Origin of the sequence: Lentzea aerocolonigenes (assembly GCF_000974445.1) — a bacterium.
Lineage (GTDB): Bacteria > Actinomycetota > Actinomycetes > Mycobacteriales > Pseudonocardiaceae > Lentzea > Lentzea aerocolonigenes.
Map to the genome: position 1 here is coordinate 21,765 of NZ_BBOJ01000044.1, position 12,129 is coordinate 33,893.

11 protein-coding genes and 2 pseudogenes are annotated in these 12,129 nt (G+C 69.6%); 6 read left to right on the plus strand and 7 right to left on the minus strand.

Annotated elements, in window-relative coordinates:
* Position 1: 1 nt before the first annotated feature.
* On the plus strand, positions 2-331 hold the full coding sequence (locus AOM45_RS47960) for a condensation domain-containing protein (protein WP_030473924.1): 330 nt from the start codon (positions 2-4) through the stop codon (positions 329-331).
* Here AOM45_RS47960 and AOM45_RS47965 read toward each other — a convergent pair.
* Positions 324-3,800 carry an nSTAND1 domain-containing NTPase gene (locus AOM45_RS47965; protein WP_059363091.1) on the minus strand — a complete coding sequence of 1,159 codons (3,477 nt, stop codon included), beginning with the start codon at positions 3,798-3,800 and terminating at the stop codon, positions 324-326. The two genes, AOM45_RS47960 and AOM45_RS47965, sit on opposite strands and share 8 nt — an antisense overlap.
* A pseudogene (locus tag AOM45_RS53975) lies at positions 3,801-4,136 on the minus strand (helix-turn-helix domain-containing protein); the annotation flags it as partial.
* A gap of 71 nt (positions 4,137-4,207) precedes the next feature.
* Here AOM45_RS53975 and AOM45_RS47970 point away from each other — a divergent pair.
* Together AOM45_RS47970 and AOM45_RS47975 are read left to right on the plus strand one after the other, a co-directional pair.
* Positions 4,208-4,588, plus strand: a complete 381-nt coding sequence (locus tag AOM45_RS47970) for a hypothetical protein (protein ID WP_030473926.1) — start codon at positions 4,208-4,210, stop codon at positions 4,586-4,588.
* Positions 4,589-4,601: 13 nt separating this feature from the next.
* Positions 4,602-5,036, plus strand: a complete 435-nt coding sequence (locus AOM45_RS47975; RefSeq protein WP_030473927.1) for a hypothetical protein — start codon at positions 4,602-4,604, stop codon at positions 5,034-5,036.
* Positions 5,037-5,096: 60 nt separating this feature from the next.
* Here the strand turns inward: AOM45_RS47975 and AOM45_RS47980 are convergent, their stop codons facing one another.
* The 5 genes from AOM45_RS47980 to AOM45_RS48000 form a co-directional block, all read right to left on the minus strand.
* Entirely contained in the window at positions 5,097-5,399 is a 303-nt protein-coding gene (locus AOM45_RS47980) for a putative quinol monooxygenase (RefSeq protein WP_030473928.1), read from the minus strand.
* Between the two features lie 9 nt (positions 5,400-5,408).
* On the minus strand, positions 5,409-6,101 hold the full coding sequence (locus tag AOM45_RS47985) for a class I SAM-dependent methyltransferase (protein ID WP_030473929.1): 693 nt from the start codon (positions 6,099-6,101) through the stop codon (positions 5,409-5,411).
* Between the two features lie 108 nt (positions 6,102-6,209).
* Positions 6,210-6,890 (minus strand): DUF3800 domain-containing protein, encoded by a 681-nt coding sequence (locus AOM45_RS47990; RefSeq protein ID WP_051784811.1) that lies wholly within the window; start codon positions 6,888-6,890, stop codon positions 6,210-6,212.
* Positions 6,890-8,494 (minus strand): vWA domain-containing protein, encoded by a 1,605-nt coding sequence (locus AOM45_RS47995; protein WP_030473931.1) that lies wholly within the window; start codon positions 8,492-8,494, stop codon positions 6,890-6,892. Before AOM45_RS47995 ends, AOM45_RS47990 begins: the two co-directional genes overlap by 1 nt.
* A complete protein-coding gene (locus AOM45_RS48000; RefSeq protein ID WP_030473932.1) occupies positions 8,491-9,552 on the minus strand; it encodes an ATP-binding protein in 1,062 nt (353 codons plus the stop codon). Before AOM45_RS48000 ends, AOM45_RS47995 begins: the two co-directional genes overlap by 4 nt.
* A 154-nt stretch (positions 9,553-9,706) precedes the next feature.
* On the opposite strand from AOM45_RS48000, the gene AOM45_RS50385 reads away from it, so the two are divergent.
* From AOM45_RS50385 to AOM45_RS48010, 3 genes and pseudogenes are all read left to right on the plus strand, one after another.
* Entirely contained in the window at positions 9,707-11,389 is a 1,683-nt protein-coding gene (locus tag AOM45_RS50385; protein WP_081902830.1) for a cellulase family glycosylhydrolase, read from the plus strand.
* Positions 11,390-11,472: 83 nt separating this feature from the next.
* Positions 11,473-11,601: pseudogene (locus tag AOM45_RS54090) on the plus strand (helix-turn-helix domain-containing protein); the annotation flags it as partial.
* A 33-nt stretch (positions 11,602-11,634) separates the two neighbouring features.
* Positions 11,635-11,958, plus strand: a complete 324-nt coding sequence (locus tag AOM45_RS48010; protein ID WP_236703849.1) for a helix-turn-helix domain-containing protein — start codon at positions 11,635-11,637, stop codon at positions 11,956-11,958.
* Positions 11,959-12,129: the final 171 nt, after the last annotated feature.

A 12,129-nucleotide genomic window follows, 5' to 3' on the forward strand; every position in this document is an offset into this window, starting at 1 on the left:
GATGACGGTGCAGGTTCGGGCCGGCCTGGGCGTGGGACGCCTGGCCGCCGCCATGGATTCCCTGGTGGAACTGCATCCCGAACTGTGTCGTTCCGGCTTCGTCCACCACGAGGTGACCGACCCCGTCGCCGCCACCCCCGCTGCCCTCGCGGAGGCGGAGGCGGGGCTCGACCTGCGGACCGGTGTCCTGATGCAGACGGTGTGGCTGGACGCCGGGCCCGAGCGGTCCGGGCGGATCGTGCTGGTGCTGCACGACATCGTCGCCGACCGGTTGCCGCGGATCCTGCCGTGGCTGGTGCACGCCTGGAGGCAGCCGGCCCTGGTCAGCTAGGGCAGATGGGCCGGTACGCCGCGCCGGGAACGTGCTTCTCCCACTCGGACGGCGTGATCTCGTCTCCCGCGTTCGCGCAGATCGTGCGGACGACACGGTCGGGATCGGTGTCCCAGAGCTGGATGTTGCCGTTGGCGGTCGCGAGGGTCTGGCCGTCGGGGCTGAACTGCAGCTTCCACGTGGTCGGTTTCGGCGTGGGGAGGATCGCCGTCGTGCGCGGCCGTTCTCGGTCGGCGACGTTCCACAGCCAGGTCTGGCCGGCCCCGCCGCCGGTGAGCACCGACCCGTCCGCGTTGAACATCAGGGCGTGGATGTAGCCGTCGGGGCCGGTGATCGGGCGGCCGAGCGGCGCGGGGGCGGAGGGTGTCTCGATGTCCCACAGCCGCACGGTGCCGTCCGCGACGCCGACGGCCAGGGTGCGGCTGTCAGGACTGATCGCGAGCGAACGCACGTCGTCCGCGGCCGCCGGGAAGGGTTCGCCGATCGCGGTGGGGTGCCGGGGATCGCTCACGTCCCACAGCGCGATGTCTCCGTCCTGCCCGGTGGCGACGAGCAGCCGGTCGTTCGCGCTGAACTCGGCGGCGAAGACGTAGCCGATGCCGGGGTCGAGGACGATCGGCGCCGGGACGTTCCGCGCGTCGGTCAGGTCCCACAGGCGCATGCTGCGGTCCTCGCTGGTGCTCACGAGCAGGTCGCCGCGGCGGTTGAACGTGACGTGCTTGATCAGCGCGGTGTGGCCGGTCAGCCGCAGGGGTTGTCGCTGTAGGTCGGTGATGTCCCACAGCAGCACGGTGTTCCCGGCCCTGCTCGCGGCCGCGACGGTGCGCCCGTCCGGGCTGATGGAGACGGTGCCGACCAGGCGGTCGGTGCCGGATGGCGCGCTCAGCGCCGGACCGACCGGTGTGGGCCGGTTCCGGTCCGTCACGTCGTAGAGCTGCAGGTCCGTGCCGCCGCCGACCAGCAGGGGACGGTGGGGGTGGAAGTCCAGCCCGGTGACCTGGCGGTGTGCCGTGGAGATCTGCGGGCCGGGCACGAGCCACCGGCGCGCGATGCCGTCGGCGCCGTTCGTGTACAGCACCCGGTCGTGCTCGCGGAACGCGACGTATGTGACCGGTTCGGCGTGGGGGAGGTCGAGCAGCAGCGCGCGGCGGGAGAGGTCCCAGACCTGCACGCTGTTGGCGGCGCTGGCCGCGGCCAGTGTTCTGCCGTCCGCGCTGAACGCGATCGCGTTGATCCAGCCGGACTCCCTGGCGAGCTGTCCCGTGAACGCCGGACCGGTGTCGGTCGTGGTCCACAGCCGGACGACGCCGTCGTTGCTGCCGGCGGCGAGCGTCGTGCCGTCCGGGCTGAAGGAGACGACGTTGACCCGGCTCGGCACCTCCAGGGGAGAACCGACCGGCTGCGGGCGTTGCCGGTCGGTGATGTCCCAGACGCGCACGGCCCGGCCCGCGTCCGCGACCGCCAGCAGGTTCCCGGCGGGTGCGAAGACGACCGACTGCACGTCGCCCGCCGCTCCGGTGAGCGGTGCGCCGATCGGGAAAGGACGTTCGTGGACGTCCCACAGCTGCACGGTCTTGTCACGCCCTGCGGCGGCCAGGACGGTGCCGTCGGGGCTGAACGCCACGGCGAGGACGTCGTCGCGCGCTCCGGTGAGCGGTCCGCCGACGGGCTTCGGGTGCGCTGGATCGGAGACGTCCCACAGCCGCACGGTTCTGTCTGCCGAGCCCGTGGCCACCGTGGTGCCGTCCGGGGAGAACGCCACCGCGTAGATCGGCGCGGTGTGCCCGGTCAGCGGCGGCCCCAGCAGCACCGGCCGGTTTCGCAGGTCCCACAACAACAGTGCGGTGTCGGACCGCACAGCTCCTCCGGCGGCCAGCAGAGTTCCGGCGGGGTTGACGGCGACGGCCTGCAGCGCGCCGCCTGGGCGCACCACGCGGGTGACCCCGGGGCTTCCGGACACGGCGAGCACGCTGGACCTCGCCTCGACCGTCGGCGCCATGCGGTACGCCGCCACCGCCAGCTGCGCGGCGAGCGCGGGATCGCTGTCGCGCAACCGGTTGGCCGTGCCCGCGATCTGCCGGGAGAGTGCCAGGTTGCGTTCACGCTCGGCCGTCGCGCGCTGCTGCACCGAGTAGCCACCGGCCGCCACCGCCACGAGCAGCAGGACACCCAGCGCCGCGGCCAGCACACGCAGTCGGCGCGTTCTGCGTTGCTCGCGCAGGCGTTCGGCCCTGCCGGCCTCGACGCTGGCGTCGACGAACTGCTGCTCCAGCTGGTTGAGCTCGTGGTCCTGGCCGCCGATCCAGTCGAGCGCCGCCTCGAGCCGCACCCCGCGGTAGAGGGCGTCGGGGTCGTGTCCGGAGTCCTGCCACTGCCGGGCGGCCTCGGTGAGCCGATGGTGCAGCCGGTGCCCGGACCGGTCCGTGTCGATCCACTGCCGCAACCGGGGCCAGGCCCGCAACAGCGCCTCGTGGCTGATCTCCACGCCGTCCGCGTCCGCCGTGACCAACCGGCGGTCGACGAAGCGTCCCAGCACCTCACGCGCCCGGTCGTCGGTCAGTTCGTCCAGCGGAACCCGCCGACGAGTGTCGGGAGAGTTGTCGCCCACGTGCACCAGCCGCAGGAACAACCGCCGCACCAGAGCACGGTCGGCGTCGCCGAGATCGGTGAAGACGGCGTCCGCGGTCTGCGCGATGGCGCGGTGGATTCCGCCCGTCGCCACGTAGTCCGCGATGGTCATCGTCCGCTCGGCGTGCTCCCACGTGGCCAGCAACGCGTGCGACAGCAGGGGAAGCGCGCTCGCCGCGTCACCGTCCGCGGGTGCGAGATCGCGCAGCAGCACGTGCGTGAGCCCGTCTTCGAACTCCATGCCCGCGACGCGAGCGGGCTCGGTGATGGCCTGCCGCAGCTCGTCCTCGGTCATCGGCCCGACCGTGACCTGGTTGTCCTGCAAGGCCTGCGCGAGCACCGACAGCTTGAGCGCGTCCGGGTAGAAGTCGGCGCGCAGACCCGCGACCACGCGCATCCCGTCCTGGGACAGCGTCTGGATCTCGGCCAGAAACGCGTCCCGCTCCTCGGCGTCGGCGCAGACGGTGAAGATCTCCTCGAACTGGTCGACGACGAGCAGTCCGCGCCGGGTGGCGTCCTCGGCCACGTCCAGTTCGGCCAGCGCCGCGAGGGGATGCGGCCCCGGCGTGATCAGCACGGTGTGCCAGTCCACGCCCAACGTGGCCACGAGACCGGCGCGCAACACCGAGGACTTCCCCGAACCCGATGGACCGACGACCATCAGCGGGTTTGACGAACCGTTGGTGACGCGACGCACGAGCGTTTCGGTGAGCTGCTTTCGCCCGAAGAACCACTCGGCGTGCTCCGGCTGGAACGGTTCGAGCCCGCGATAGGGCGCTTCCGGCCCCTTCTGCCCCAACGGCCGCCGCAGTCGGAGCCAACAGTCGACCCATTCCTGCATTTCGGCGCCCTCGGTTACGCCGCACGTCGCAAGAAGGCGTTGGAACATGGCTTTCTGGGTCAGCGTGGGAAGGTGTCTTCCGGTGCACCAGCCGCTGATCGTGCCCGAGGGGACGTCGGCTTTCCTGGCCAGGTCCCGGACGGTCAGACCGGCGGATTCCCTCCGAATTGTCAACGCGTGGCCGAAGTCCCTTTTGGTCGTCACGGCTGAGGGAGCTGGGCCGTTCTCGCCACTCACGTGGGTCTCCTGGCGCAACCGTAGGGACTTTTCGGTCGAATGGTCTTCGCGTGGCTGTATTGACTTGTGCGGACTTGTTCTGACGCCTTCTGCGGTCACCTTAGGAGTGCTGAACTCGCCCCGGCAAGAGGATGGCGTTCACCGAAGTCTTGAAAGGATGGAAAACGCACATGAGAAAGATGGTCACGGCAATTTTCGCGATGGTCCTGTTGGGAATGACCGTGTTGCTGCCGAATTCGGTGAGCGCCGCACCGGCCGGAATCGGTCCGATGGAGGCCACGGGCTGCAACGGCAACGTCTGCATGTTCCTGTCGACGCCGTCCGGTGGTCGTGTGTACATCCAGGCCTGGGCGCGCAACACCAGCTTCGAAGGGAACTTCGACCTCGTCGGGCCGGGCGGCCTCTACCGGCACGGTGACACGAAGCGGTGGTACGCCGGGTCCCACCCCAACCGCCAGGAGTGGGACGTGCCTGCCGTGGTCGGCAAGTACTGCGTGTCGGGCTGGGAGAACGGGCAGCGCATCGGCTACCCGTGCCTGAGCATCCGGTGACGGGGGAGTCCGCATGTCCAAGCGACTGACGCGACTCGCGGGACTGCTCGCCCTGCTGCCCGTGTTCGCTCTCGGTCCCGTGCCGGCGACCGCGTCGGCGGCACCCGGCCCGTGCCTCGACAACGGGGTGGATGGAGTGGTCACTGGCAGCCCGGCCAATGTCCTCCTGCCATCGGCGTCCGGCACCTACACCACGACGAAGCGATGCCGGGACATCAACTTCATCCTCCGCTCCAGCAGCGGGGACGAGCGCTTCCAGGCAAACATCCGCGTCTGCTTCGTCAGAGCGGGTTATTGCCAAAGCGCCTGGAAGTACTACTACGACGACGAGAACAACGGTTGGATGGTCATCGCCTCAAACGTCAAGGACGGTACGACCTTCCGGCTTGAGTTCCAGTTCTACGAGCCGACCTTCGGATCGACTTACTGGACTTCGATCGCGTTCTAGCGCAGGCGATCGTCTCGCCACGACGCGCCCGTGAGATCGGACTTCTCCGCGGGCTGGGCGTCAGCCGATGCCCAGCCCGCCGACGACCTCCACCTTCTGCCCGGTGAACTCCCCGGTCAGCATCGGCATCGCCTCCGCGATCGCCGCCTTCGTCTCCGGCAGCTGCAACGAGTCGGCGTGGTGCCGCGCCGACTCCCACACCTCGCTGACCCAGATCTTGTCCTCGTCCTCGGGGTCGAGCCCCACCGCGTAGACCCGGCAGCCGGCCTCGCGCAGGCCTGCCTGGCCTCGGGTCAGGATCGCCACCACGTCGTCGCGGTGGCCGGGCTTGGTCCTCATCGAGCCGATGTAGCCGAACGCCATGCGGCGATCCTATTTCCGCGCGACGAACACGTACTCCTTGCCGGGGCGGTCCGGCGCGTCCAGGACGTCCACGACGGTGAAGCCGCAGTGGACCAGGCTCGCCTCCACCTCGGCGCGCGACCGGAACCGCAGCGTCGTGTCCGACGCGACCTCCGACCCGTCCGGGAAGCGGTACGTGTGGCGGAAGGACACGAACGGCAGGTTCACGCCGAGCAGTTCGAGTTGCTCGCGCACGCCGACCAGCACCCGCGGCTTCGCCCGCGCCCAGTCCTCCCAGGCCCTTCGCTCGGGTCGCCGGGTCTCGAACACGAAGTGCCCGCCGGGGCGCAGCGCACCGCGCACGCCTCGGAGCGTGGCCTCCCAGTCGTCACCGAGGAACACCTGCGCCACGTTCCCGGTCATCGTCGCGAGGTCGACCGACAGCGGGGGCAGGGAGGTCGCGTCCCCGTGCAGCCAGGTGACGCGGGAGTCCTTGGCCCGCGCGATCTCCAGGGACGCCGCGGCCGGGTCCACCCCGACGACCTCGAGGCCGGACGAGGCCAGCAGCACCGCCAGGGACCCCGTGCCGCACCCGACGTCGAGCACGCGGGACGCCTTCAGCTCGGCGGCGATCCCGAGGTACAGGTCCAGGTCCACGCGCGGGCCGTCGAAGGCGTCGTAGATCCGGGCCAACCGCGGGTCGGCGAAAATCGCATCAGGCATGCCACATCGTAGTTGCGCGGCGCAGAACGGTGCCGGGGAATTCGGAGGCAGACGGACGCATCGCGGTGCCGCCCCCACGTCCTCGTCCTGGATGTACGGGGCGGTGCACTACTCGCCGACGTTCTGGGTCGCGCCAACAGGTCCGGCGACGTACGGCATCAGCAACTCGATGACCTCGCGATCGGGCCGTCCGTTCAGCTCCTCCTCCGCGACCCGGCGTGCGATTCCGGCGAGGAAGTCGGCCACCTGCACGCGCGCGTCGTGCTGCGAGTCCACCAGCGTCAGGCTTTCCAGGCGTGGCGCGAGTTCCTTCAGCTGTCGGATCCGCCCGTCGGTCAACGACAGCTGCTGGTCGTGCACGATCGACACCGGCCCGTCCCACTGCGCCACGGCCCGCAGGATCGCCGGGAACAACGGGTCGAGCGTCCCGCGCGGGCCGCGGGCGCGCAGCAGGTCGTTGTAGTGCTCCAGAGGTTCCGACACGGCACCGAACTCCGCGCGCACCCGTGCGGCCAGGAAGCGCCGCTTGTCCACGAGCTGCACGCGGGCGCGACCCGCCAGCGGCCCGTCAGGCCCGAGGAACCACAGCAGCACCCAGCGGTTCTTCGCGCGCAGCAGGTGGTTCGCCTTGTACTCCAGCGCGGGCGACTTGATCATCGAACGCAACGTCTCGACGCACGAGGACGCTTCGTCCAGCGACATCCGGACACCCGCGTGCGCGAAGACCGCCGTGACGCCGCCGACGAGCTTCTCGCCCTCGGAACCCGACTCGTCGCACGCGATCTCCATCAGGACATCCGGAACACGGGACCACGGGCGCGGAACGGCAGGTGCGCGCCCGCCGGGATGAGGAAGGCGTGCTCGCGCCGGACCCGCAGCACGTCGCACGCGCCGTCGGTGATGACCAGGATCGGCCCGGACGATGGGAAGTCGGGCGCGCGTTCGAGCAGGTCGATTCCGGGCTGCAGCACCGTGCCGCCGCGCCCGCGCACCCTCACCCTGCCCGCGATGTCCTCGACGGGCACGTATCCGGCGTCGTATGCCATCGCATCACAGAAGACCACGCGCGCGGCCGGCACGTCGCGGGCCGCCGCATAGGAAGCGATCGCGCCCAGAGCCTTGCCCAGCAGCTTGGGATCCATCGAGCCGGAGGTGTCCAGCACGACCCCGAAGGTCGGTCGCGACGACAAGGTCTCCGGCCGCACCCAGCCCGGCCGTGGAATGTCCGGAGTGGACGCCTGGCGGCGCGACGCACGGGCGTAGGTGCGCCGTTTTTCCAGCGCCGGAACGAACTCCTCGAACCAGCGCGCCAGCTGCGCGTCCCACGACAGCGGCGGGTGCTCCAGCGCGCGGATCTCCTCGACCAGCCCGGCGGGCAGCAGGCCGCGGGACGACGTGTGGTAGCTCAGCCCGGTCAGCAGCGCCCGCCGGTAGAACTCGTCGAGGTCCGTGATGTCCGCCGGCCCGCGCAGCGGCTCGCCGAGCAGGTCGCCCTGACGGCCCCGCAACGTCAGCAGCTTCCGGTACCGCCGCAGGTCCACGGCGATCCGGTCGTACACCGACTCCGCCGACAACCCGCGCAACGACGGGTCGTGCAGCACGCCCTCCGGTGCCGCGCCCACTCCCATCTCGACCAGCCAGCCGTTGACGACGAAGTCCGCGGCGACGTTCCAGAGGTGCGGATCGCGGCCGCCGACCCGGTCGCAGTGGCGCAGCGCCGCGTGCAACATCTCGTGCGCCAGCACGAAACGCCACTCCTGCCGGGACAGCCCGGCGAGCGGGTTCACGTAGATCTCCGCCGAGGCCGTGGAGACCGCCGCGATCGCGATGTCCCAGCCCCGTGCCAGTTCCGCGTCCGCCACCACTGTCATCGCCGACGCCAGCGCGCCCAGCAACGGGTAGGACGACACGAACCAGCCCAGCGCGAGATCCCACTCGGTGCGAGCCGGACGCGAATCGGTCAACGACGAACGCGCGCCGCCGGCCACGTCGATCGCGGCCACGGCGGCGTTGGAAAGTCCTGCGGCGAACCGTTGCGCCCACTTCTCCGGGTCTTTCGACGCACCACCGCGCACGCACGTGCCCGGCTCCCACGACGACGGGCGGCTGCCGAACTTCAGCGCGGGCTGGAAGTCCAGCACGTCGTCACAGGAGTCGGTGCCGAAACCCAGGTGCAGCAGGCAGTGCGCGAACACCCACGCCCACTCGTCCTCGCTCGCCTTCCGCTGCGGATGGGCGAGCAGCGTGCCGTCCAGCGAGATGTCGGCCCACGCGTGCTCGGACTGCCGCCGCAGGTAGCCGCCGAGCGCCGCGAACAGCGGATGGTTGTGCACCCGCCGATCCGCCGCCGCGAACGCCTCCGCGGCGGGATCTGCGCGCGCACGACGGCTCATGCGCGCGCAGCGACCAGACGCGGCAGATCGCGCGTCACCTCGACGAGGAACCACGCGGGCAGCACGGGATTGCCGTCGTCGTCGGCGGCGATCACCATCTGCGCGATCTCCAACGACAGTTCGGCCAGCTCCAGCAGCAACGCCTTGCCGCGGTGCGCGAGCTGCTTGCCCGCCGCCGGTGCGTGAGCCTTGTCGTGCGGCAGTTCCTTGACCAGACGCGCGCGGAACGCCTCGGCCAGGAAGTACAGCAGGTCGCGGTCGGCGGGAGCGGACGGCCAGCGGGCGTCCCCGCGCAGCACGGCCTCCAGGCCGTACGCGTGCCGCACGGTCTTCACGTACGCCTTGAACATCGACGCGTGGTTCGCGGTGACCGTGCCGAACGCCAGCACCCCGAGCAGCTCCTCGGAGATGTCCTCGCCGAACGAGTGCAGCGCGTCGGACAGCATGTGCCAGCCGCGCGGCGTGGAGAACGTCTCCTCGACCTTGGGCGCCGCGCTCCACAGGTGGTCCGGGCGCTGGGTCAGGTACTCGAGCACCCACGGGTGGATGCCGTTCTCGCGCGCCCACGCCAGCCAGTCGCGCGACGACGCGGTGAGGTGCACGTGCACCATGCGGTTCACGAGTGCGGACGCCATCGGGCGCGCCAGGGCGTTGTCGACCGCGCGGTTGCCCGCACCGATCACGATCGAGCCCTTCGGCAGCTCGTAGGAGCCGATCCGGCGGTCGAGGATCAGCGAGTAGAACGCCTTCTGCACCTCGGGGCTGCTCGCGTTCAGTTCGTCGAGGAACAGGCAGTACGGGTCGTGCCGCGCGATCGTTTCCGGCGGCGCGAACCGGGATCGGCCCCCGACCAGTTCCGGAACTCCGATCAGGTCCTCCGGCGCGAGTTGGGTGCCCAGCAGCGTGACGCACTCCAGGCCCAGCTCTGCGGCGAACTCCCGGACGAGCGAGGACTTGCCGATGCCCGGTGCTCCCCAGAGGAAGACCGGTCGGACGACGGCGACGTGCAGCAGCACCTCCGGAAGCTGTGCTGGTGTCACGGTGACTGTGGATCGCATCGCAGGTGAGGATGCCCGACCGGCCCAGTTCCGGTCGCGCGAATTTGTTGACAGGACCAGTGGTCCAGTGCTGTGATGCAACACACAACAGATAGGAAACCTTCTTAACTAAATCGCCGCCGCGCCCTGCTGTTCCCTCACACAGGAGGCACCTGTGGCCAGATCCCTGTTCCTGGTCCTACCCGCAGCACTAGCGCTCGCCGTCCCTGCTGTCGCGGTCGCCGCCCCCGTCCAGTACCAGGCGGAGAACGCGACCATCGCGAACGGGTTGGTGGAGTCCAACCACGCCGGCTTCACCGGCACGGGCTTCGTCAACTACGACAACGAGGTCGGCAGCTCCGTCGAGTTCACCGTGACCTCGCCGAGCGCGGGCCAGGCGACGCTCACGTTCCGGTTCGCCAACGGCACCACGGCCAACCGCCCGATGGACATCTCGGTGAACGGCTCGCTGGCGGCGGACGAGCTCTCGTTCCCCGGCACCGGCGCGTGGACCACCTGGCAGACCCGCACCACCACGGTGAACCTCACCGCGGGCACCAACACCATCAAGACGGTCGCCACCACGTCCAACGGCGGCCCGAACCTCGACCGGCTCGACGTCGAACCACCGTCCGGCACTCCGGACACGGTCGCCCCGTCGACGCCGGGCAACCTGCGCTCCACGGCGCAGACCGCGTCGTCGATCACGCTGGCGTGGGACGCGTCCACGGACAACGTGGGCGTGACCGGGTACGTGCTGTCCAACGGGCAGACCGCGACCGGCACCACGCACACCGTCACGGGCCTCACTCCGGACACCTCGTACACCTTCACCGTGCAGGCGCGTGACGCGGCGGGGAACCTGTCCGGCGCGTCCAACTCGATCACCGTGAAGACCACGCCGGGAACTCCCGGTGGCACCAGGCCGCACGACATCAACGGCCTGCTGCGTGTGTGCGGCGTCCAGCTGTGCAACCAGTACGGCAAGCCGATCCAGCTGCGCGGCATGAGCACGCACGGCATCCAGTGGTACCACCAGTGCGCCAAGTCCCAGTGGTGGGACGCGCTGGTGAACGACTGGAACGCGGACTTCATCCGCGTCGCCATGTACATCCAGGAGGACGGGTACGAGACCGACCCGCGCAAGTTCACCGACATGATGCACGGCTACATCGAGGAAGCCACGCGCCGCGGCATCTACGTCCTCGTCGACTGGCACCAGCTCTCGCCGGGCGACCCGAACTACAACCTGTCCCGCGCCAAGACGTTCTTCACCGAGATCGCCCAGCGGCACAAGGACAAGACCAACATCATCTACGACATCGCCAACGAGCCGAACGGCGTGTCGTGGGCGAAGGTCAAGTCCTACGCGGAACAGATGATCCCGGTCATCCGCAACATCGACCCGGACAGCCTCATCGTCTCGGGCACCCACGGCTGGTCGACCTTCGGCCACTCCGACGGCGAGGACCCGTCGGTGGTGCTGAACAACAGGGTCAACGCGACCAACTTCATGTACTCGTTCCACTTCTACGCGGCCTCGCACAAGGACGCCTACCTCAGCGTCCTCGACCGGGTGTCGAGCCAGGTCCCGGTGTTCGTGACCGAGTACGGCACGCAGACGTCGTCCGGTGGCGGGTCGAACGACTTCACGATGTCGCAGAAGTACCTGGATCTGATGGCCCAGAAGAAGATCTCCTGGGCCAACTGGAACTACTCCGACGACGGTCTGTCCGGCGCGGTCTTCAAGACCGGCACCTGCTCCGGCACCACGTTCGCCGGAACCGGCGTCCTGAAGCCGGCGGGCGTCTGGGTGCGTGAACGCATCCGCACCCCGGACAACTTCCCGACCAGCTAGCGGTCGATGAAGGGCGCCTTCATTGAACCGCTCCCCGGAAGTTGGACTGGGAATCCAGTTCCGGCTCTCCGGGGAGTGGTGGGGTGCATCCAGGTAGTTCGTTGTCTGAGCGGGAGCGGGCATCCGCTGTCGTGTTGTTCGAGAACGGGTATGGCGCGAAGGCTGTGGCGACCCGGTTGGGTGTGTCGCCGACGGCGGTGCGACGCTTGCGTGATCGTTGGATGCTGCGGAGCGCGGGAGCGCTGATGAGGAAGCCGGGCAAGCCGTCGTTCACGTTCGAGTTCAAGCTCGAGGTCGTGCGCCGGTATGTCAGTGGTGAGGCGACGGCGCTCGAGCTGGCGCGCGAGCACGGTCTGTCCTCGCCCAAGCTGGTCGAGACCTGGGGTCGGGCGTATCGCAGTGAGGGCGAGGAAGCGTTGCGGCCCAAGCGGAAGGGCCGTCCTGCCGGTGGTGCGTCCGCGCCTGCCGACAGTGAGCTGGAACGGTTGCGGGCGGAGAACCTGCTGCTGTCCGCGGAAGTCGCCTACCTGAAAAAATTGCGGGCCTTGAGGGAGCAGGGGCGAGGGTGAAAACCCAGATCATCGCCGCCCTCAAGGCTGAGTTTCCGCTGCCGGTGCTGCTGGCGGTCGCCGGCCTGACCCGCTCGACGTTCTTCTATCACCAGGCCCGCCTGGACCGGCCCGATCCGCATGCCGAGCTCAAGGCGGCGATCACGGAGGCGTTCGAGCAGGCCAAGGGCC